General features: G+C 49.7%; 17 protein-coding genes and 1 riboswitch. Of the genes, 3 read left to right on the forward strand and 14 right to left on the reverse strand.

Annotated features, from left to right (window positions below):
- Positions 1-139 precede the first annotated feature (139 nt).
- A complete protein-coding gene (locus tag ICC18_RS17835) occupies positions 140-652 on the forward strand; it encodes a hypothetical protein (protein WP_188175797.1) in 513 nt (170 codons plus the stop codon).
- Positions 653-953: 301 nt separating this feature from the next.
- Here ICC18_RS17835 and ICC18_RS17840 read toward each other — a convergent pair whose 3' ends face one another.
- The 3 genes from ICC18_RS17840 to ICC18_RS17850 are packed head-to-tail and all read right to left on the reverse strand — an operon-like array spanning position 954 to position 4,738.
- Positions 954-2,534 carry a UDP-glucose--hexose-1-phosphate uridylyltransferase gene (locus ICC18_RS17840; RefSeq protein ID WP_188175798.1) on the reverse strand — a complete coding sequence of 527 codons (1,581 nt, stop codon included), beginning with the start codon at positions 2,532-2,534 and terminating at the stop codon, positions 954-956.
- Between the two features lie 35 nt (positions 2,535-2,569).
- The gene (galE, locus tag ICC18_RS17845; RefSeq protein ID WP_188175799.1) at positions 2,570-3,556 is read right to left on the reverse strand and encodes a UDP-glucose 4-epimerase GalE; all 987 of its coding nucleotides are present in this window, start codon (positions 3,554-3,556) and stop codon (positions 2,570-2,572) included.
- The gene (locus tag ICC18_RS17850) at positions 3,557-4,738 is read right to left on the reverse strand and encodes a galactokinase (protein WP_188175800.1); all 1,182 of its coding nucleotides are present in this window, start codon (positions 4,736-4,738) and stop codon (positions 3,557-3,559) included.
- A gap of 193 nt (positions 4,739-4,931) precedes the next feature.
- On the opposite strand from ICC18_RS17850, the gene ICC18_RS17855 reads away from it, so the two are divergent.
- The gene (locus ICC18_RS17855) at positions 4,932-5,789 is read left to right on the forward strand and encodes an AraC family transcriptional regulator (protein ID WP_188175801.1); all 858 of its coding nucleotides are present in this window, start codon (positions 4,932-4,934) and stop codon (positions 5,787-5,789) included.
- Positions 5,790-5,959: 170 nt separating this feature from the next.
- On the opposite strand, the gene ICC18_RS17860 is transcribed toward ICC18_RS17855, so the two are convergent.
- The 9 genes from ICC18_RS17860 to ICC18_RS17900 form a co-directional block, all read right to left on the reverse strand.
- A complete protein-coding gene (locus ICC18_RS17860) occupies positions 5,960-6,943 on the reverse strand; it encodes an ABC transporter permease (protein ID WP_188175802.1) in 984 nt (327 codons plus the stop codon).
- 1 nt (position 6,944) lies between these two features.
- Entirely contained in the window at positions 6,945-8,024 is a 1,080-nt protein-coding gene (locus ICC18_RS17865; protein ID WP_188175803.1) for an ABC transporter permease, read from the reverse strand.
- The gene (locus ICC18_RS17870; RefSeq protein ID WP_188175804.1) at positions 8,017-9,558 is read right to left on the reverse strand and encodes an ABC transporter ATP-binding protein; all 1,542 of its coding nucleotides are present in this window, start codon (positions 9,556-9,558) and stop codon (positions 8,017-8,019) included. The genes ICC18_RS17865 and ICC18_RS17870 overlap by 8 nt, the downstream gene beginning before the upstream one ends.
- 145 nt (positions 9,559-9,703) lie before the next feature.
- On the reverse strand, positions 9,704-10,777 hold the full coding sequence (locus ICC18_RS17875; protein ID WP_188175805.1) for a BMP family lipoprotein: 1,074 nt from the start codon (positions 10,775-10,777) through the stop codon (positions 9,704-9,706).
- 252 nt (positions 10,778-11,029) lie between these two features.
- Positions 11,030-12,577 (reverse strand): putative bifunctional diguanylate cyclase/phosphodiesterase, encoded by a 1,548-nt coding sequence (locus tag ICC18_RS17880; RefSeq protein ID WP_188175806.1) that lies wholly within the window; start codon positions 12,575-12,577, stop codon positions 11,030-11,032.
- A gap of 217 nt (positions 12,578-12,794) precedes the next feature.
- A riboswitch (cyclic di-GMP riboswitch) is annotated at positions 12,795-12,882 on the reverse strand.
- Positions 12,883-12,947: 65 nt separating this feature from the next.
- Positions 12,948-14,204, reverse strand: a complete 1,257-nt coding sequence (gene ilvA, locus ICC18_RS17885; RefSeq protein WP_188175807.1) for a threonine ammonia-lyase IlvA — start codon at positions 14,202-14,204, stop codon at positions 12,948-12,950.
- Positions 14,205-14,340: 136 nt separating this feature from the next.
- Positions 14,341-16,719 carry an S-layer homology domain-containing protein gene (locus ICC18_RS17890; protein ID WP_188175808.1) on the reverse strand — a complete coding sequence of 793 codons (2,379 nt, stop codon included), beginning with the start codon at positions 16,717-16,719 and terminating at the stop codon, positions 14,341-14,343.
- Between the two features lie 195 nt (positions 16,720-16,914).
- The gene (rluF, locus tag ICC18_RS17895; protein WP_188175809.1) at positions 16,915-17,658 is read right to left on the reverse strand and encodes a 23S rRNA pseudouridine(2604) synthase RluF; all 744 of its coding nucleotides are present in this window, start codon (positions 17,656-17,658) and stop codon (positions 16,915-16,917) included.
- 302 nt (positions 17,659-17,960) lie between these two features.
- Positions 17,961-18,380 (reverse strand): cupin domain-containing protein, encoded by a 420-nt coding sequence (locus ICC18_RS17900; protein WP_188175810.1) that lies wholly within the window; start codon positions 18,378-18,380, stop codon positions 17,961-17,963.
- Positions 18,381-18,499: 119 nt separating this feature from the next.
- Here ICC18_RS17900 and ICC18_RS17905 point away from each other — a divergent pair, with 119 nt between their 5' ends.
- Complete coding sequence (locus ICC18_RS17905) at positions 18,500-19,123, forward strand: NAD(P)-dependent oxidoreductase (protein ID WP_188175811.1); 624 nt, start codon at positions 18,500-18,502, stop codon at positions 19,121-19,123.
- A gap of 93 nt (positions 19,124-19,216) precedes the next feature.
- Here the strand turns inward: ICC18_RS17905 and ICC18_RS17910 are convergent, their stop codons facing one another.
- Entirely contained in the window at positions 19,217-19,534 is a 318-nt protein-coding gene (locus ICC18_RS17910; RefSeq protein WP_188175812.1) for a hypothetical protein, read from the reverse strand.
- Positions 19,535-19,678: 144 nt separating this feature from the next.
- Positions 19,679-21,730, reverse strand: coding sequence for an ABC transporter ATP-binding protein (locus ICC18_RS17915; RefSeq protein ID WP_188175813.1), 2,052 nt, complete (start codon positions 21,728-21,730; stop codon positions 19,679-19,681).
- Between the last annotated feature and the right edge of the window lie 58 nt (positions 21,731-21,788).

The raw sequence follows: 21,788 nt of genomic DNA on the forward strand, positions 1-21,788 counted from the left end.
TCCATTTCTGATTGCGTGCGCGCGTCAGGACCTGCGCCGGGGGACGAAATCAGTCTGAAGAATGAGGAAGGGTACAGGTTTTCCTTGTAGAATGAAATAAGTGAACGACAGATCGTAATAAAGGTGGTAATACGCTCTCATGAACCCAAAATCACTATTCGGTATCGGCTTGGTTGCCCTCGGCATCTTGCTCTTTACTACAAAGGATCATGCACTTAGCACAGGCTCGCTATTCGGATTCTTCTGGCCCAGCCTGTTCGTGCTGCCGCTGGGCGTCTTCTTCCATTGGCTGTATTTCGGTATGACAGAACGGCGCGGGGTTGGGATGCTTATTCCCGGCGGTATCCTGATCGTTGCCGGAATCGTCTGCCAGTTGTCCATGCTGTTCGACCTGTGGGGCGTGCTCTGGCCGGGCTTCCTGCTCGCGGTATCGGTGGGGCTGTTCGAGTTTTACTGGTTCGGCGGGCGCAATCGTTGGCTGCTCATCCCAATCAATATACTGCTCGTCCTATCGCTGCTCTTCTTCGCGCTATTCTCCATAGGTGCGTTATGGAATGGATTGTTCGGAAGCAGCCCGATCTTAGCCATCGTTCTGATCGTTGCCGGCGTGCTCCTGTTCTTCACGAGCGGGCGCAATAAGAATCCTTACTAGAGGGGCCGGCAACTGATCAACCACAACATATAAGGGATTACCTGCATATTATGCTGTTATTTTGGGTAATCAGACCTCATTCAGGCGTTAACCTGCATAAAGTGCTGTTAATTAAGCTTATTATTTGAAAAATCCGCTTTGATCGCTGATTTAACGGCACTTTATGCAGATTGTTCATCATCTTAAGCAATTTTGGGCAAAAAACAGGCATTTTTTGCAGGTTTTACAGGCATCTCTTACCTACCGTCGACAGAAACAAAATAAAACGAGGCTGCTCCAAGGAACAGCCTCGTTTTATTTTCTACTTCGCCTTCTCAAATCCGGCAGCTGCGAGGAACCGCTGAAACGCCGCTTGCCCAGCTTCGCTGCGCTTGAAGACGCCGGCGTCTTTCAGCACGTCCAGGAACTTTCCGCCGACTTCGTCCTGCAGCGCGGCAGCTGCCTCGGCCGGCTTCAGCGCCGTGCCGTACTTCGCGAGCAGCGCCTCGATCCACTCGGCGTGCTTATGCAGCGGATGGCTCGCGTCCTCGCGAATCTCGCCGCCATAGACGGCTTCGCCGGTCAGGAGCTTAGCGATATCCGCCAGCTCCACTTGGAGGCGGCCCGGCAGCACCGCGAGCCCCATGACCTCAATCAAGCCGATGTTCTCTTTCTTGATGTGGTGCAAGTGCCGATGCGGATGGAAAATCCCATCCGGATGTTCTGCGCTGGTGCGGTTATTCCGCAGCACCAGGTCAAGCTCGTACTCGCCACGCGCATTGTTGCGGGCGATCGGCGTAATCGTGTTATGCGGGATCCGCTGTCCGTCTTTCTCGCTATAGGCGAGGACGTCCGCTTCCGCATCACTGTAAGCGCGCCAGTCGTCGAGCAGCTTGCTGGCGAGCTTGTGGAGCGTCTGCTTGTTGTGCCCGCTCAGACGAAGGACCGACATCGGCCATTTCAAGATGGCCGTTTTCACGCCTGCATAGTCCGGATGCGAGAAGAATGTCTCGCCCGGCGCTTTTTCCATCGGGAACTTGTGGCGCCCGCCCTGGAAATGATCGTGGTTCAGAATAGAACCACCTACGATCGGCAAATCCGCATTCGACCCGATAAAATAATGCGGGAACTGATCGATGAAGTCGAGCAGCCGGTAGAACGTGTTTGAAGTAATTTTCATCGGGACGTGCTGCTCATGGAAGATAATGCTATGCTCGTTGTAGTACACGTACGGAGAATACTGGAAGTGCCAATTTTCATTGTCAAGCTCAAGCGGTATGACGCGCAAGTTCTGTCTCGCCGGGTGATCGACGCGGCCGGCATAACCAAGATTGTCTGCGCACAGCAGACACTTCGGATAACTGCTTTGCGGCAACGTCTTCAGTAAAGCGATTTCCTTTGGATCTTTCTCCGGCTTAGAGAGGTTGATCGTCATTTCCAAACCGCCATACTCCGTTGCCGTAAGCCAGTATGCATTCTTGCGAATCCGATCCATACGGATATAGTTGGAATCAATCGATTGTTTATAAAAATAATCCGTAGCCGCCTCCACGCTCGCGGTCTTCGCGGTATTCCAAAAATGATGCACGACCTCGGAAGGACGAGGCATCAGCAACCCCATGATTTTGGCATCCAGCAAGTCACGGTAAGTCATTGTGTTGTCTTGAAGCATGCCCGCCTCGAACGCAGCGTCGAGAAGCTGTTCGAGCAGCTCTACAGGGCTGTCCAGTTTCTCTGCCGGCACCTCGCCTGGATAAGGCTCGGCGATCCCGAATAACTCGAGCAGTGCATTGCGCGATGTATAGATATCAAGCTGCTCGATCAGTCCGTTTTGCTTGGCAAACTGCAGCAATCTCTCGATGATGAACGCCGCGTGCCGCGGCGCTTTGTTTGTCCGTTCCATTTGCCCAGATCCTTTCTGCGATATCCGAGGGTGGTTTACTTCTCGTAGCCGCCCGGATGATTTTGATGCCAATTCCATGCGCTCTCGATAATCTCTTCCAGGGAGTCGCGTGACGGTTTCCAACCAAGTTCTGCTCTCGCACGCTCGGAGGATGCGATCAGGACGGCCGGATCGCCGGCTCTACGCGGTTCGACGACAGCAGGAATCGCATGACCGGTTACCTTGCGGGCGATGTCGATGACCGCTTTTACCGAGAAGCCTTTGCCATTGCCCAGGTTGTAAATATTGCTCTCCGCGCCTTTACGCAGCTTCTCAACAGCAAGCACGTGCGCGCTGGCCAGGTCGCTGACGTGAATGTAGTCGCGAATACAGGTTCCGTCTTCCGTCGCGTAATCTTCGCCGAAGATCGAGATGTGTGCTCTTTGCCCCAGTGCGACTTGAAGAATGATCGGGATCAGATGTGTTTCCGGACTATGGTCTTCACCGATTTTGCCGCTGGCGTGAGCGCCGGCCGCATTGAAATAGCGAAGTGATACATATTTGATACCGTGTGCGGTATCGAACCACTTCATCATTTTTTCCATGGCAAGCTTCGTTTCGCCGTAAGTGTTTGTCGGCAGCGTGCGATCGCTCTCCAGGATCGGGATATTTTCCGGCTCGCCGTAGGTAGCTGCTGTGGAGGAGAAGACAATTTTCTTCACGCCGTATTCCGTCATTTTCTCCAACAAGCAAAGCGTGCCGTATACGTTGTTATGATAATATTTGGCAGGATTCGTCATGCTCTCGCCTACCAGGGAATTTGCTGCAAAATGAATGATTGCGTCGATCTCGTTCTCTTTGAAAACCGTATCCAGAAAATCACCGTCACGCAGATCGCCAACATACAGCTTGCCGCCCAGAACAGCATCGCGATGACCTTGCTGCAAGTTATCCACAACGACTACATCTTCACCTCTAGCCAGCAGCTCTGCTACCGCATGAGACCCGATGTATCCTGCTCCACCCGTTACCAAAATCGCCATTTACAACGCCTCCCCGATTTGTTCAACGCCATTTCCGATATCGCATACGTAGAAACTTGGGGTAAGCCCCGTTTTCTCTGTGTACTCAATGCCTACTTGATCTATGAAAGTTTGCACGCTGTCCTCATGGACGAGGGAAACCGTACAACCTCCAAAGCCTGCGCCTGTCATACGCGCTCCCAGTACGCCTGGCACTTTAAGCGCCGCTTCCACCATGGCATCCAGTTCTGCGCCTGTTACTTCGTAGAGGTCGCGAAGCGAGTCGTGGGAACCGATCATCAGCTTGCCAAAAGCTTCGAGATCGTTAGCTTTCAGCACCTCGATGGATTTCAGGACGCGATCGATTTCTTCGATAACGTGCTGCGCTCTGCGGCGCACCGTTTCGTCAGGAATCAGGTGCTTGGAAGCATTGAACTGCTCCAGATTCAATTGGCCGAGAAGCGTAATGCCCGGGTATTGCTGCTGCAGATATGTCACGGCCAGCTCGCATTGGCTTCTTCTTTCGTTATAAGCCGAGTCAACTAGGCCTCTGCGCTTATTCGTGTTGCCGATAACAAGCTTGTAGCTGCCGCTTTTGAAAGGTACGTGGCTGTATTCCAACGTGTCGCACATCAGCAGGATCGCATGATCCTTCTTGCCGTTCGCCACAGCGAACTGGTCCATGATGCCGCAGTTGACGCCGACGAACTGGTTCTCCGTCTTTTGAGCGAGCAGCGCGATTTTGACGGTATCCGTCGGATGACCTTCAAGGGTAAGAAGGCCGTACGCTGTTACAACCTCGATAGAAGCAGAGGAAGAAAGTCCGGCACCATTCGGGATTTCGCCGTGGAACAAGAGATCATATCCTTTTGTTACAGGGGATCCTTCTTTGGCTAAGTGAACGACGATGCCTTTGGGATAATTGATCCAATCATCAGCCTCTCGGTAGGACAAGTCGTCTATGGAAATTTGTTTGCGAAGCTCGAGATTGGTGGAAGCAAATCCGATGATCCGATCCTGTCTGGGACGAATCAACATCGTTGTACCGAAAGTCAGCGCAGCCGGGAAAACATAGCCGCCGTTATAATCGGTATGCTCGCCGATCAGATTTACCCGACCTGGAGCGTGAAAAGCCGAGATTGACGCGGAGGACTCTCCGTAAATTTCGATAAATGCGTTTTTCAATGCTTGTAAATCTGCCATGTTGGCACCGCCTTTTGTAGAATTGAGGGTCGATTTAGAAGTTAGTTTGTACCTTCAGTATAAGATATGGTTCAGATATTGGCTATGGAGGCATGTTATTTTCACATGGATAAATGTGATTTTACATCCATTTAATTTTTGCCTGATGTGTGGTAAAGTGTGTGTATGAAAAAGAGGGAGGAAGAAGCGCGTAATGACGAAGCCCGATAGTTACTATGTAGTTTCGAATCCGCTGCCGGCGCAAGACCGGGAACTGATTGTGCTGTTTGCCGGGGAGAGTCAGACAAAGCCAGAGCATAAGCTGGGTCCTAAAGTGTATGATTATTATCTGGTCCACTATATCCTCTCGGGCAAAGGCATTTTCTCTTGCCATGGACAGGAGCACTCGCTTGGGGCAGGGGACAGCTTTGTTATTGAGCCGGAGCAGCTTATCAGTTATGTGTCGGATGCGGCCGACCCGTGGCATTATTGCTGGATCGCTTTCACAGGGCCTGAAGCGGATGGTCTCGTTGCCTCCACCGGCGTTAACCCGCTTCTGCCGGTCATACACACCAAGCGAAATCGCCATATCCCTGTGTTGTTCCGCCATATTCAGCAAGCTTTGCGAACTCGGAAGGCGAACGCTCAATTGAAGGCTTGCGGTTACTTACAGCTGCTTCTAGCCGAGTACTGTGAAGTTCTAACGGCTTCAACCTTACCGGGAGTCGTGACGGAAGCTGAGAGTGACCGGATCGTGCAGCAGGCCATTCACTACTTATCCACGCAATACGCTGAGCCCATTACCATTGAGCTTATGGCTGAGAGCCTGGGGTACAATCGCGCTTACTTATCCCGGATGTTCAAACGTCATACCAAGGTGACGCCGGTGACATTCCTGCTGAAGCTGCGGGTTGATAAAGCGAGATTGCTGCTAAGGGAACGTCTCGAGCTGACGATTGAACAGATCGCTGCTTCTGTAGGCTTCTACGATCCGCTTTATTTCTCCAAACAGTTCCGCCGCTGGTACGGGGTCTCGCCTAGCGAATACCGGAATCAAATCAAATCTCTGTAGTTAACTCTACCATAAGTTTCCATAGACTAAAAGTCTGTACACATGAACTTTATATCGACATCTATGTCGAATCACGGCAAGGGAGAATTTCCCTCACGTACTTCGAAAATGGCAAAAAACATGCACGGCTCAGGGATCTGTCTTCTCCCTGGCACGTGCATGTTTTTTAATTACCGTTTACCCGGATCGTAAGGCTCCCCGAGCGCAGAAGGTGCTTTGGCCCGTCCTACTGCCCCTGCAAGCACTAAGATCGTTAGCACATACGGCAGCATGTAGAGGAATTCCTGCGGAATGTTTTTCGAGAAATCGAACAACCGCATGAAGTGGTTGAGCGCCTGCGCCATCCCGAAGAAAACAGCCGCGCCAAGTGCGCCAACGGGATGCCATTTGCCGAAAATCATAGCCGCCATGGCAATAAAGCCTTGACCGGAAATTGTATTATGCGAGAAATTACTTGTCGTTGTGAGCGTAATGGTTGCACCACCGAGTCCGCCCAGCACGCCGCTAATCATCACAGCCAGGTAACGTACGCGATTTACTTTAATCCCTACCGTATCCGCTGCGCTTGGATGCTCACCGACAGAGCGGAGACGCAAACCGAATGGCGTTTTGAACAGCACATACCAGGTAACCGCCACGAGAATTAACGCGATGAATGTGGTCGGATAAGCGGTAAAAAAGGCGAAACCCAGATAAGGAATTTTGGATAGCAGCGGAATCTCATATTTGGAAAATACGTCATTCAATGTCTCCGTTTGACCGGCGCCATCGAAAAGTACTTTAACCAAATACACCGTTACGCCTGCGGCCAAAAAGTTGATGACCACACCGCTGATGACCTGATTGGCTTTGAAGGAAATTGTCGCCACGGCATGGATCAATGCAAAAATCAGCGCAAACAATATCGCTGTCAAGAGCCCGATCCAAGGGGACCAGACACCCATATTGGCTTCTTCCGCATAGTAAGCGCCTACCGCGGAGGCGAACGCTCCCGACACCATCAACCCCTCGATCCCGATATTAACGACACCAGAACGTTCCGAGTAAATCCCGCCCAATGCGCCGAAAATGAGTGCTGTCGAGTAGACGAGCGTCGTATTAATAAGTTCGCTGAATTTGGTAAGGAACGAGTGAATCATTGTGAGCAGCTCCATGTTACGACGCCCTCTCTTTCTTGCGTTTGCCGTAGAACGGGATCAGCACCCATTTCACAATACCTTGGGTTGCTACGAAGAAGATCACCGAACCGATCACGATTCGAACGATCTCCGGCGGCACATCCGCACCGAAGCTCATCCCTGCAGAACCGTAGCTTAGGCCCCCGAACAGCATGGCGCCGAGTACGATACCAATCGGATTGTTAGCCCCAAGCAAGGATACAGCCACGCCATCGAACCCGTAGCCCGGCGATGCCGCTGCCACGACTTGATAGTGGAATACGCCGAGAATTTCAAAAACGCCGGCAAGTCCGGCAAAAATACCACTGATAAACATCGCTTTCACAATATTGCGATTCACATTCATTCCCGCGTATTTCGCCGCATCAATATTATGGCCGACTGCGCGCAGCTCGTAGCCTTGCTTCGTTCTCCACAAGATCACGTAGAAGATAATCGCGGCGATAATCGCAATTAAAGTTCCCCAGTGAACCCTTGCATGATTGAGCAGCTCGGATAACCAAGTGATGCTAAGCGATGCCGATTCCTGAATCATGTAAGACCGCTGCTGTTTAGGCTCCAAGAGGAACGTATTAATAATGTAGTTAGAGAGGAACAACGCGATCCAGTTCAACATGATCGTCGTAATAACCTCATTCACGCCGCGCTTCGCTTTGAGATAACCTGCGATTGCTCCCCACAAGCCCCCAAGCAAGGCTCCTGCAATAACCGCAAGCGGAGCATGGATAATCCATGGAAGCCCTGTCACCTTAACGCCGATGAATGTAGCTCCTGTCATCCCCATAACAACTTGTCCCTCAGCACCAATGTTAAACAAGCCGGTCCGGAAAGCGAAAGCAACCGATAATCCCGTTAAAATGAGCGGCGTAATCGCACGAACGGCCTCACCCATATCGTAGGAATTGCCGAAGATTCGGGAGAAAAGCGCTCCATAGGCCGCAATCGGGTTATACCCTCCCGCAAGCATGACGAGCGCTCCGAATAATAAACCAAGTAGAATCGCTACGATCGGATTGACCGCCGAATCACTTGTGAAAATTCTAGCAACCTTATTCATGAGCAGCTCCCTTCTCCGTGCGCTTACTGCCGGCCATGAGCAGCCCGATCTCTTGATCGTTAGTCTCTTGAGGCAGTACTTCTCCCACAATCTTTCCTTCATAGATGACCGCAATCCGGTCGGATACGTTCATAATTTCGTCCAATTCAAAAGAAATCAAAAGCACCGCTCTGCCTTTGTTCCGCTGCTCGATGAGTTGGCGATGGACGAACTCAATCGCCCCAACGTCCAGTCCGCGCGTAGGTTGAGCTGCAATTAAAAGATTTGGGTTTTTGTGTATTTCCCTGGCAATAATCGCCTTCTGCTGATTGCCTCCCGACAAGGAACGCGCCTTGTTGTAGATGCTTGGCGTTCTGACGTCAAACTGCTTGATCAGTGCCTCAGCATGACGATCAATTGCCTCGTAGTTCAAAAACCCGCCACGGTTATATTCAGGGTGAAAATAAGTTTCCAACACCATGTTTTCGCTCATCGAAAAATCTAAAACCAATCCATGTTTATGTCGATCCTCCGGAATATGGGACAAGCCTGCCTCCGAAATCTCCCTAGGCGAATGGTTCGTAATGTCACTGCCCATCAGCAGGACGCGTCCGCTATCCACTGGACGCAAGCCTGTCAAAGCTTCAATCAATTCGCTCTGTCCATTGCCGTCCACACCGGCGATGCCGAGAATTTCTCCGGCTTTCACCTCAAAGTTAAGCCCCTTCAATGCTTCTAAACCTTGTTGATTACGCGCTACAAGATCCTGTACTTGAAGAACAGGCTCACCCAGCTTCACTTGCTGCTTGTCTACTTTAAAGGATACATCGCGTCCAACCATCTTCTCCGCCAAAATTTGCGGATTGGCCGTTGAGGTCGAGAGTGTATCGATAACTTTTCCCCGACGAATAATCGTAACGGTGTCGGCAATCTCCATAATCTCTTTGAGCTTATGGGTAATGAGGATAATCGACTTGCCCTCTTTGACCAGATTGCGCATAATTTCGATAAGTTCGCTGATCTCTTGCGGCGTCAGAACTGCAGTCGGCTCATCGAAGATGAGGATGTCTGCGCCACGATACAGCGTTTTCAAGATTTCCACGCGCTGCTGCATACCGACGGAAATATCCTCGATTTTCGCTTTCGGATCGACGCGGAGACCATATTGTTCGGACAGCTTGCGCACCTTCTCTTGCGCAGTGCGATAATCTACGTTAATGCCTTTTTTGGGCTCCATGCCCAAAATAATATTTTCGGTAACTGTAAATGGTTGAACCAGCTTGAAATGCTGATGCACCATACCGATCCCGAGCTCAATCGCGCGGTTCGGACTATCGATATTGACTTCCTTGCCATGCACCTTAATAAAACCTTCATCAGGCTGATAAAGGCCGAACAAGATATTCATTAATGTTGATTTGCCAGCGCCATTCTCGCCAAGAAGGGCATGAATTTCGCCTTTTCTGAGCTTCAAGCTGATCGAATCGTTGGCAACAATGCCGGGGAACCGCTTCGTAATGTTGCTCAGCTCAACTACAGGGGTTAACGCACTCATCAGATCACCCTACGGATCAATTTTTTAAGCGGAGATTTAAAATAAAAAACCTCTTCTAACTAAAGAACAAGGCTAGTTTATGCAACTAGCCTTGTTTCTACTAAAACATGCTAAGAGTTACTTTACTTCATGTGTGCAATTGCAATTACGGCGTTGGAGTTGCAGGAACTTTGATTTCGCCGCTGATGATTTTTGCTTTGTACTCATCAACTTTTTTCAAGATATCTGCAGATACGTTTTTCTTGGAAGTTTCAGGAAGACCTACGCCATCCTCTTTCAAACCAAGAACAACTGTTTTGCCGCCTTGGAATTTGTTGTCGACTACGTCTTTGGATACACGCGCAACCGCCGTATCAACACGTTTCAACATGGAAGTCAGTGTTACATCGTCGCCAAACTCTAAGGATTGGTCTTTATCTACACCGATAACCCATACCTTTTTGCCTGCTTTAGCGCGGTCTTTAGCTTCGTTGAATACACCGTTACCCGTGGAGCCTGCTGCGTGGAAAATAATGTCCGCGCCATCGTTGTAAATCGTAGCTGCAGCTGCTTTACCAAGGTCAGGCTTGTCAAAAGCGCCTGTGTAGTTGATTTGAACTTTCGCATTTGGATTTACAGCTTTAACCCCTGCTATGAAACCAGCTTCAAAACGTTTGATAACCGGGATGTCGATACCGCCAACGAAACCGATTTTGTTGGATTTTGTAGTCAAACCGGCTACGACGCCTACGAGGTAGGAACCTTCTTGCTCGGAAAAAGTAACGGATTCTACGTTAGGAGCTTCTACAACGTTATCGATAATCGCCAATTTAGCGTTAGGATTTTGAGTCGCAACTGTTTTCAGGGCGTCGCCCATCAAGAAACCGATACCCCAAGTCAAGTTGTAACCGTCTTTAACGAATTGGTTCAGGTTCGGCACATAGTCCGCATCGCTCTTGCTTTCGAGGTTTTTCACTTTAGCGCCGGTTTGTTTTTCGAGACCTTTCAAACCTTCCCATGCGCTTTGGTTAAAGGATTTATCGTTAACGCCGCCGATATCCGTAACCATACCGATTTTGAAGTCTTTGCCGGTGTTATTGGCAGGCGCCGCCGCAGTTGCTGCCGGGCTTGCCGCCGGAGATGCAGCAGGTTTGGTTTCTTCTTTCTTTGCTGCGCAACCTGTGAGCGCCATTGCAGTAACCGTTACAGCCATAAGAGCTGTAGAAAGCACTTTTTTCATTGTTTTTACCCCCATCATATTGAATTTTACCTTTACCATGGAGTTCCACATTGTAGTATGACCACGATAAACGAAATTATGTAAGACCTTCCATGTACAATTGTAACATCAAAAGATCTAGGAGAAAAGTGGTATCCCTTAGGATTATCATAATTCGTGACGTCAAACAAGCTGACATATCCCGTTTGTCATTCTCAACAATATAGGTTCCAAGCACTAATTATTTATTATACTACCGACGGTCAATAAAATCTAGGTGGTGCTTTGGGTTACATTTTCTTCCATCAAGCTTAGGAAATCCGTAGGATGCAGTGGGGCGCTGAAGAGTTCTCCTTGTACTTCCGTGCACTGCAAATGCTGCAAATGCTCCAACTGCGCGTTCGTTTGCACGCCTTTGGCAATAAGATTCAACCCCAAACGATGGGCCATTCGGATAATGGCCGCAGCTAACGCCTGATTCTCGTCATCATCGGGCAGGTCCCTCACCAATGTGCTGTCCAGCTTAACGCTGTCCATCGGCATTCCTTCTAAACCGGATCGCGTGAATAAACCGATACACAAATCGTCCATGGCAATGCGGACTCCCAATGCTTTCAACTGCCTTAGCTTCTCTCCCGCCTCCTTTACACTGGATGAAGAGATGCTTTCCGTTAAATCAATTTCAACACGTCCCGCAGCCATGCCCGTATCTTTCAATATAGCTTCAAACTCCTCGACAAGTAATGGATCTTCGAACTGTACCGAAGTAATGCCGACAGTCAGTCGAAGCGGCGGATAGCCTGCAGTCTGCCAGCTTTTCACCTGCATGCAGGCAGTTCGCAGCATCCAATAACCAATAGGGATTGCGAGGCCTGTTTCGTCAGCGATCTTTCTCCAATCCAGACCATACTTGGGTTCACGATCACCCTTACTCCAACAGAGAACGGCTTCCACACCCTTCAGTCTGCCTGAAGCCAGTTCATATTGAGGCTGATAGCGGAGTTCAAAATGTTCATGAAGCAGCGCCAGTCGCAGCTCCTTTTCCAAATAAGCTTTGCCCGTCACCATCGCATCTATATCGGAGGCATAGAATTTGAAGTGATTTTGTCCCCGTTCTTTAGCCGCATACATCGCTTCATCTGCATGCTGCATGAGCTGTTCAGGCGTATCGCCGTCCATCGGATATAAGGCAATCCCCATGCTTGCTGTCACCGATACTAGCGTACCATCGAGTATAAAAGGCTCTTCAAGCTCCTCTTGAATGCGAGCCGCAACGACCCTGACATCTTCCGGCTTCGCCATATATTCCAGCAAGATGGTGAATTCATCTCCACCCTGCCGAAACACCGTATCTGCTCCCCGCAAGCAGCTTAACAAACGCTGACCCGCTAACCGGATCAACTGATCGCCGCAAGCATGGCCCAGCGTATCGTTCACGCCTTTAAACCGATCCAGGTCCAGCAACATAACCGCCACCAGCTGCTCGCGCCGCTTCGCCTGCAGAAGTGCGCGCTCCAAGCGGTCTTCGAACAGCCGTCGGTTCGGCAATCCGGTAAGGGAATCATGGTAAGCCATATATGTCATTTCTTTCATTTGCACGGCATATTGCTGCTTCGATTTCAATAAAAAGCGCACCCGGTCGGCAATGAGCAGACAGATGATGATCTGAACAATCAAGCTGCCCCATACACGGGGTTGAATCGAAAATGATGCGGCTGCAAGCAGATTTACCGTCAACAAACAGACACTGAACAAGCCTATATATGCCCAAACATAAGCTTTCATATGCTGCGCCCATTTTGAAGACTTTATGCTCTTCATGCTTGGAAACCTCCTATAAGTTTTCTGTAAGAAAACTTTCTTCGTAAGCATCGGCCGAGTTTTTCGTCAGAAAAACTGACTTCGTAAGCATTAGCTGAGTTTTCTGTGAGAAAACTTTCTTCGTAAGCGTTAACTAAGTTTTAGTAGGCCAAAATAAAAAGCTATTCCATCGGAATAGCCGTTAGGTGTACTAGCTGCATAGGAGAAATTGCGACCTCTCGGCAGCCCAGCCATCATAGTTGCGCAGCAACGTTAGATCTGAGGCTTTGCGCCCTTATCTTTCGACAAGTTTGCCTTTTGAGAAATATGGGAATTTTTGTAGCTCATTTACTATAGCATATTCATAGATGGTTGGCTAATAGATTCTATCTTAAATCAACAGATTAAATAGCTTCGGATCTTTGTTAATTTCGATGTAGCCATAATCTTTGCGGGAGAGGCGTTCGATCAGCCCTTCGTAGTCGTCCTTGTTTTTCAGTTCGATGCCTACAAGCGCCGGAGCGTCATCCCTATTATTTTTCTTCGTATATTCGAATCGGGTTATATCGTCAGTCGGACCCAGAACTTCCTCGAGAAATTCTCGCAGAGCCCCCGCCCGTTGAGGGAAGTTAAGGATAAAATAATGCTTCAACCCTTCATAGATCAGCGATCTCTCTTTGATCACCTGCATCCGATCGATGTCGTTGTTGCCGCCGCTGATAATGCAAACCACATTCTTACCGCGGATTTGCTCCCGGTAGGCATCCAGCGCCGCAACCGGCAAAGCGCCTGCAGGCTCGATGACGATGGCATTATTATTATAAAGCTCAAGAATCGTGGTACATTCCTTGCCGGAAGGAATGACGACAATATCCTCAAGAACTTCTTTGCAAATGTCAAAAGTAAGCTTGCCCACCTGCTTAACGGCCGCACCGTCTACGAACTTGTCAATCGTGGACAACGTCACGACTTGTCCCTGACGAAGAGATTCGGACATGCTGTCGGCACCCTCGGGCTCAACGCCAATAATCCGTGTTTGCGGTGAAACACTCTGTACAAAGGTCGCAACACCCGCTACCAGACCGCCGCCGCCAATCGTCGCAAAGATAAAGTCAGGGCTCTCGGGAATTTGATTCATAATCTCAAGCCCAACCGTACCTTGGCCGGCAATTGTGCGAGCATCGTCAAACGGGTGGATGAACACCTTGTTCTCCTTTTCGCAATAAGCCTTGGCTTGTGCTGAGGAGTCGTCGAACGTATCACCTGTCAGGATGACTTCCACAAAAGAACCGCCGAACAACTTAACCTGCGATATTTTTTGACGGGGAGTCGTGGTCGGCATGAAGATTTTCCCTTCAATACCGAGCTGCTTGCAGGAGTAAGCAACGCCCTGCGCGTGATTGCCTGCGCTGGCACATACGACGCCCGCCTCGCGCTCTTCCGGAGACAAGCTTTGAATCACATTGTAAGCACCGCGAATTTTAAAAGAACGAACAACCTGCATATCTTCACGTTTGAGATAAACGTTGCATTCATATAAGTTCGACAGCAGCTCATTGCGCTGCAGCGGTGACGGCTCGATCACCCGGCTAAGCACATGGTTTGCCTTGATGATATCTTCCAAGCCTACTTTGGTGGTAACATTCATACTCCCTTACTCCTTTTCCTAGCTACTGCGCTACACTAAACCTAAGTTTTATAGAATATTGTAGCATATCTGGGGCGCTGGTAGCATAGTGAAAAAAAATAAAGCATGCTGCCGAAGCAGCATGCTTAGGGAGTCGTTAATAATAGTAGCGAGGCTGCTCCTGCAGCTCTGCCCGCTTCTGCAGGAAGCGGAAGAATGCGCTGGCCGCCTGCGCTTTGGATACTTCTTGCTGCGGCTCGAATTTGTCATCGTTAAGCGACATGATGCCAAGACCGAGCACGATTGCCGCAGCACCAACGTTTTCCAGCTTGCCGGCATCCGCGAAGCTCGTATTGAAGATGCCGTCGAACTTCGTCAAGCTTTTGTAGCCTAGCGCCTTCACGATGAGCTCTCCCATCTCTTCGCGATCCATTTTGGCTTCAGGGTTGAAATCCGCGCCTGGATCCAGCAGACCGCGATCCACGGCATTTTCCACATAGGCGAAGTAGGCCGAACTATTGCTTACGTCCGCAAAGGATGCCTTACGCTCCGCTCCGTAATAAATGCCTCCGTTACCTCCATTCATGGCGATCACGAGCATTTTGATCAACTCTCCGCGCGTAATCGTCTGATCCGGGTTCACTTTGCCGTCCTTCACATCCAGCGCTTGATAATCCAGCATCAGTTGGAGCTCATTGCGGGCCCAGTGATTGTCAATATCGTTCACTTTCACTTTTTCAAAAGAGATCACTTCGCCTGTGTCGGCATTTTTCCATTGGCCTGTTTGAGCGTCCAGCAAGAAACCTTCCCGCGTGTATTTCGGAATGAGCGAGTAGACGAGCTTGGCTTCCAATTTATCGCTCGTTGTACCCGCAGCAGCTGTCGGCGCAATTTCTCCGGCAGCAACCATGACATTGTATTTTTCAATCGGCATGCCATAGAGGATCGGTCCACTGCCTGTCAGGACATAATTGAGCTTAATGTCGTACTTGGAAAGGAGGAGATCTTTCGCTTTGTCGACGGCCAGTACCTCAGGCTTCTTCTTCGGATACGGCAGGTCGCTGATCGAGAAATAGAAGCTTACAATCTTGCCTGTAGTCCGGTCAATGCTCACATTCACGCTCTCATGCCCGGCGGTCACGCCATCGATGACGCGATTAAAGTGAATATCCCAGTTGTGCATATGTTTCAGCTGTTCTTCCGGATAATCCTTAGCCGCAGGCACGTTCAGCACCAACTGATCCGTATAAGCGGGCAAATATTTTTTCACAAAATTAACTGCAGTCGTCTTGGCATCGTCCAAAGAGACCTTGCCCTCAACTTCCTTGTCGGCATCCGCTCCATAAGCCATATAGCTATTGAAGTTCAGGATCTCGCCGGTTTTACTGTTCACACTAGCCCAGGCACCGCTGCCCATGATTTTGCCTTTCGGATCTTTCTCGGCAGGCTGACTCCAGTTCAAATTCCAGGTAGATTCCGTCTCTCCCGTTTCAGGGTTAGTCGACTCATTATAAGACGCTTCCTGCAGCTTCAAATCCGTTGAGATGTTAAATGCGCTTACTACCTTCTCAGCAGCTTGTTCCTTCGTCAGATTCAGCGTTGCCGGAGGTTTATCCGCGAGCGGTTTATCAGTCAAAGGCTTCTCTCCTCCTGCCGGCGGTGCAGAGCCCGTTCCTGGGTTCCATAACTCTCCGCTAGCCGCATTCAAAGAAAAAGCATTCAACGCATAGGAAATGATTGGCGTCTTCTTCCCTTTCATTCCATAAGGAATTTGGTATTGCAAGGACAAGTTCGCTTTATCGTGGAACAATTGCTCTGCTTTCTCTTGGGAAATCGGCGTTACTTTCTGCTCGAAGGTAACTTTATCATCCCAATTGAAGTTATAGCCGGTCACTTGCCCCTCGCCGTTCACGCTTACATTAATCCCATTTTGCATAAAAGGCACATCGCCGACAGCCCGGTCAAACCGAATATTGTACTGGTAGTTACCATTCAAGGGCGTCCGGAAGGCGTTCTCTTCGGCATCGTTATAGATCAGCTCTTTCTGCTTGCTCGGGTTCACTTTGGCGATCCAGGCTGTGGCCACTTCTTTAGCCCTTTTAAAATCTACCTTTGGTGGATAGCTTGGCTTATGCTCCGGATCATTGTCATTGATCGAATAAGAAGTCAGCGAGCCGTCCAGGCCATTGATCGATACGCTCAAATTGCCATAGTATTGATCCTTCACCTTTTTTGTATAATGGATATTCCACGTTGGAAAGCTTCGTCCGCCATTCCCATAATACGAGTTCAGACTCACGGATTGAAGCGTGAATCCGGTTGGAATTGCGATGTAAGTCTTGGCTAGTTCTAGCGCACGTTCTTTTGTGATGCTTGCCTCTATCTGCTTCCCATCGTCTTGGACAGGAAAGGCAGGCAGCGTGGTAGCGTTATTGCTTTGAATGACAGCTTTTTCCGCGAACGCATGAGGAATAGCGGAGAGCAGAAGCGACGAAGCGATTGCGAGTGATCCAGCTTGTTTCAACCATTTTTTCAAAATCATCTTCCTCCTTGTGATAATGTTTCTATGCTCTTAACGTCAGATACTGGAAAAAGGTTGCTTGGGTGCGAGGAAATTTTTACGCTGGATTATTCAAAATGCTAGTCGATAACAGAGCAGAAAAAAAAGCATGCGCTTGAACACCCTGAAAGAGGTGCCCTGCTCATGCTTGGGAAGCTTCAATTGCCTGCTTTATTTTCTGGTTTGATTGGCCTGAGAACGCTCTTTTTCTTTACCTGGATTTTCTTGGCTAAGCGTTTGCATTAAGTCCTGCATTTCGCCTTGCGTTAAGTTCCTCCACTTACCCAGCTTCAAATTACCGAGGTGAATATGCATAATTCGTACACGCTGCAGGCGCACGACCCGATAGCCAAATGCCTCGCACATCCTGCGAATTTGACGATTGAGTCCCTGTGTTAGAATGATGCGAAAAACTCGCTCGCCCACTTTGTAAACTTCGCAGGGTTTCGTCGTAGTTCCAAGGATTTTGACGCCGCTCGCCATGCCTTGCAAAAACATCGGCGTAATCGGCCGATTCACCGTGACGATATACTCTTTATCATGATTGTTCTCCGCCCGCAGGATCTGGTTCACGATATCGCCATTGTTCGTCAGCAGGATGAGCCCTTCCGAATCTTTATCGAGCCGACCAATCGGAAAAATGCGTTCCGAATGCCCGACGAAGTCAACAATATTGCCCTTCACATGGGCCTCGGTCGTACTGGTGATACCTACCGGCTTATTAAGCGCAATGTAGACATGCTCTTTTTTCGCGCCGATTGGCTTGCCGTCAATTCGAACCTCGTCGCCAGGGCCTACAACGCTGCCTAATCCGGCTACCTCTCCATTGATGGTGACCCGCTTCGCTTCCACCCACTTATCCGCTTCCCGTCTGGAACAGACGCCGGTTTCACTAATAAATTTATTAATTCTCATGACTGGGAAATTCCCTTCTGTGCCAAAATAGTGCCGCTGCTTGCTTACAGGACTATTATGCTGTATTCGCTTGCGCGGTTCAAGTGGGGCAGTGGGATCGCGATTCACAACCGTACCTGTCCTGACAAGTCTGAACAAAAGGCGTATAATAATGGCTGATTAGTGATATCAAAGTATTAGACCGGGACTCCTTCTATAAGGAATCCCGGTCAATTTAATCGCAAAGATAATTTATAAAAAGTGTTAGACTCGCTGCCGTATTGAAGTGTTTAATCATAGGGTAACTCCAGTAGCATCTGATCCTATTCCTGCCAGGTTACTGGATTATCGACTATGACGCCATCCGTCCCCACCCATTGGCGGAGACTGCCCGCCTGGACTTGAATTACGATGAAATACAAATCGCCAGTTCCGTTATTGCGCAGCGTACGTACGCCTTCAGGTGCAACGCGAACCGCTGTTCCTTCCTTGACTTCAAAAATCTGTCCATCCACCTGGAGCTGACCCCGGCCGCCAATGAAAAGGTATAGTTCCTCATTCTCGCGATGTGTGTGATAGAACGGGATAGCGCCTCCCTCCGGCACTTGGTTCAGTGAAACCTCCATGCCGGTTAGTCCAAGCCTATCCTTTAGAAAGTATTTACCTGGGATGGGATCCTTCGTCATACTCAAAAGACCACTAAAGGAACCTGCTTCTACAACGCTGAAATTAGTTCCGTTCATTTGTAAACTTCCTTTCAATTTGAGTTTATTAAAGGCTTACGATTATTATAGGAAAATTTCATAAGATACATTTCTTATGAATTGCTATCTTGAATACATTAACGAAACGGAGGCCCATCATGCGCATACTTATACTAGGAGCTACTGGAAGGGTAGGAGGAAAAATTTTCGATAAGGCGCTAGCGGACGGGCATGAAGTCACAACTCTCGTTCGGGATACGAACAAGCTTGCAGGAATTTTCTCTGAAAACGCAATCATACTTCAAGGGAACGCTTGCTGCGAAAAAGACGTACAAAACGTTCTTCGCGATGTTGAGTTGGTCATTAGCTGTCTCGGCACGGACGGAGGAACCGTGCTGACAGAGAGTATGCCGCTTGTCATCCAAGAGATGAAATCTCAAGGGATTAAGCGGATCGTTACCGTTGGGACAGCGGGCATCCTACAGAGCCGGGAACACCCCGGATTGCTTCGCTATGAATCGCCGGACTCCAGACGATCCTCCATCCGCGCGGCCGAAGAGCATCGGAAGGCTTGGGAGCTGCTCGCTGCATCAGGCTTGGATTGGACCGTTGTCTGTCCAACCTATTTGCCGGACGGCGAGCCGCTCGGTACATACCGCGTAGAACGAGACTACCTGCCGGATGGAGGCATGTCCATCTCGGTCGGCGACACCGCGGATTTCACGTACAAGGAAGCGTTGGCGCGCGGCTTTGTGGGTTGTCGGGTGGGGCTGGCTTACTAGAAGCAGAAAGACCTAGCGGTTTTTATTCCGCTAGGTCTTTTATGCCTTTGGCTCGCTGTAAGAACGAAAATCGCGCCATAGTTAACCAACGAGCTAATAAGCACCCCGACTTCTTCCGTTCGTAATCGCACGAATATTAATCCAAGAAATCACGATGCCAGCTGCGCGAAACGCGTAGCCTACGACAGGAATATAACTTAAGAATGACAACACCACGTTGATAATCGTCATATTGGTCGTACCGTTACGGGTGAGCAGCGCTAGCACCAGGCTTACGAATACGAGTGGAATCACCCAGGCACTCGACCACAAATAAACAAACGGTATAAGACCTAGCAAATATCCGATGCCGATGCCAATTTCAGATAGCAATTGCAGCAAGTTTAAAATGCGAAGCGTATCTGGTCGCATGAAGTTCCTCCGTTCAAATAAGGGATTGCCTTTCGCATTCATTGTAGCATAGCCTTGCCCAATAATCGTTAGCCCTATTAACAAGCTCGGCCTCAGGACGAGTAAACCCAGGGGCGGTTGAACCTCCGCAGCCTGGGTCTGCAATCATACACCGCTCTTGGCCTCCGCTTCAGCGGAGGAGGCGGTCTCCCGATGTCCCTGCTGCAGCTGGTACATCTGGTAGTAACGACCGAGCTGCTGCATCAGCTCATCGTGGTTCCCTTGCTCGACAATCTCGCCATGGTCGAGCACAAGAATCTGGTCGGCATTCTTAATCGTCGACAAACGGTGGGCAATGATGAAGGTGGTACGCCCCTTCTTCAATACATCAAGCGCGGCCTGAATGACGGCCTCGGTTTCCGTATCGATGCTGGCAGTCGCCTCATCGAGTATGAGAATCGCCGGGTCGAACGCTAGCGCCCGGGCGAATGAAATCAGCTGCCGCTGACCTGCGGACAGCGTGCTGCCCTTCTCGATCACAGGCTCATCGATACCCTGCGGCAAGCTCGCAAACATCTCCGCTGCGCCCACATCACGGAGCGCCTGCTCCACCCGTTCCCGGGTGATGGACGGATCATCCAAGCTGACGTTGGACGCAATCGTCCCTGTGAACAGGAACGGGTCTTGCAGGACGATGCCCATATGCTGGCGCAGCAGCTGTTTGGGCATATCGCGCACATCACGGCCGTCCACCGTGATCAAGCCTTCGTTCACATCGTAGAAGCGGAACAACAGGTTCAAGATCGAGCTTTTGCCTGAGCCGGTATGCCCGACCAATGCTACAGTCTGCCCCTGCTTCGCCTCAAAGGAAATATCCTTCAGCACATACTCCCCTTCTTTATAAGCAAAACGAACATGGTCGAATTTGACGTTGCCGAGATACCGTTCGGACTTGCCGTTCGCTACGTCAATGCCCTGCTCATCAAGCAATTCGAACACGCGGTCCGCAGACACGATAGCACGCTCCAAATTCGGCAGCTGGTTGACGATACCGACCATCGGGTGGAACATCCGGTTGAGATAGTCGACAAAGGCGTACAGTACCCCGACGGTAATAAGGCTGTTCAGCGAGCTGCCGCCCACATACCAGATCAGTCCGAAGAAGAACAAGTTCCGTACCACATTCATCAAATTGTGGGAGGTGATGGAGTTAAGACTTAGCATTTTATTCTGATATTTGGTGTATTCATCATTTAATTGTTCGAATTCCTGGATCGTTTCTTTTTGCCTGCGGAACGCTTGAATAATCGTCATCCCTTGAATCGACTCGTTGATCATGCCGTTGATGGAACTGATTCGCTCGCGTATTTCGTGATTATAGCGGGAAGCAAATTTGCGGTACACAATGATCCACGCGTAGAGCATTGGAATGATCGGCAGCGTGAACAGAGCCAAACGGTAATCCAGGACGAACAACGCCGCAATAATACCTACGATATAGATCGTGCCGGTAAAAAAGTTCGCCAACACCTGTACATACAAGTCCCGTACGGCCTCGGTGTCATTCGTAATTCGAGATACGACTTTACCCGCAGGCTGATTGTCAAAATAGTTGATCGGCAGCCTTTGAATCTGAGCAAAAACATCGGTTCGCATGCGCTGAATAATGCGGTTCGCCGCTGCTTGAAGCAAGTACCGCTGCCCGTAAGTAAACGCGGCTCCAATGATTATCAGCCCCAAATATAGACCTGCAAGCTTCATCAGGCTGTTAAACTCAGGCTCATAAAACGTATACAGCTCTTGGATGCTAAGCTTCTTTGCCGTGTACTCCGCTTGCTCAGTCCCTTGCGTGATCGTGAGCTTGCCGCCTGTCAACTTCCTGGCCCCGTCAAAAGCTATAGGCTGCTCGATGAAAACGAACTGGCCGCCCACTTGCACAATGCGGACTTCTTTCCCTTTCGCTTCGCCTGCTGCGAAGTTGTCGCTTCTCTTATAATAAATGCCGTCGTGGGGTACGGCCTTATCCGTTTGCGTCGCCGACGTGGTTTCGTACCACGGCTTCTCAATGCCGAGGATGTGGCGATCGATCATCTGCTTCGCGATGAATGGTCCCGCAAGCTCTGCTGCTACCGCTAAGGCTAGTAGCAGCAGCGCGATCAGCAGGGGCTTTTTGAACAATGTCGCATATTGGAATAGTCGTCTGCCCGTATGTCTCAAGGATTCTCACCTTCATTTCTGTAGAGGTAGTTTAAAAAGTCCACTTTGACCACATCAG

It is taken from the genome of Paenibacillus sedimenti (assembly GCF_014534655.1).
Classification (GTDB): domain Bacteria; phylum Bacillota; class Bacilli; order Paenibacillales; family NBRC-103111; genus Paenibacillus_E; species Paenibacillus_E sedimenti.

Coding starts and splice junctions, on each gene's coding strand:
- rluF (WP_188175809.1), bottom strand. CDS start 17,658: ATGAGAATTAATAAATTTATTAGTGAAACCGGCGTCTGTTCCAGACGG.
- ICC18_RS17835 (WP_188175797.1), top strand. CDS start 140: ATGAACCCAAAATCACTATTCGGTATCGGCTTGGTTGCCCTCGGCATC.
- ICC18_RS17860 (WP_188175802.1), bottom strand. CDS start 6,943: ATGGAGCTGCTCACAATGATTCACTCGTTCCTTACCAAATTCAGCGAA.
- ICC18_RS17900 (WP_188175810.1), bottom strand. CDS start 18,380: ATGAACGGAACTAATTTCAGCGTTGTAGAAGCAGGTTCCTTTAGTGGT.
- ICC18_RS17855 (WP_188175801.1), top strand. CDS start 4,932: ATGACGAAGCCCGATAGTTACTATGTAGTTTCGAATCCGCTGCCGGCG.
- ICC18_RS17875 (WP_188175805.1), bottom strand. CDS start 10,777: ATGAAAAAAGTGCTTTCTACAGCTCTTATGGCTGTAACGGTTACTGCA.
- galE (WP_188175799.1), bottom strand. CDS start 3,556: ATGGCGATTTTGGTAACGGGTGGAGCAGGATACATCGGGTCTCATGCG.
- ICC18_RS17910 (WP_188175812.1), bottom strand. CDS start 19,534: ATGCGACCAGATACGCTTCGCATTTTAAACTTGCTGCAATTGCTATCT.
- ICC18_RS17850 (WP_188175800.1), bottom strand. CDS start 4,738: ATGGCAGATTTACAAGCATTGAAAAACGCATTTATCGAAATTTACGGA.
- ICC18_RS17840 (WP_188175798.1), bottom strand. CDS start 2,534: ATGGAACGGACAAACAAAGCGCCGCGGCACGCGGCGTTCATCATCGAG.
- ICC18_RS17905 (WP_188175811.1), top strand. CDS start 18,500: ATGCGCATACTTATACTAGGAGCTACTGGAAGGGTAGGAGGAAAAATT.
- ICC18_RS17865 (WP_188175803.1), bottom strand. CDS start 8,024: ATGAATAAGGTTGCTAGAATTTTCACAAGTGATTCGGCGGTCAATCCG.
- ilvA (WP_188175807.1), bottom strand. CDS start 14,204: ATGAATGTTACCACCAAAGTAGGCTTGGAAGATATCATCAAGGCAAAC.
- ICC18_RS17870 (WP_188175804.1), bottom strand. CDS start 9,558: ATGAGTGCGTTAACCCCTGTAGTTGAGCTGAGCAACATTACGAAGCGG.
- ICC18_RS17880 (WP_188175806.1), bottom strand. CDS start 12,577: ATGAAGAGCATAAAGTCTTCAAAATGGGCGCAGCATATGAAAGCTTAT.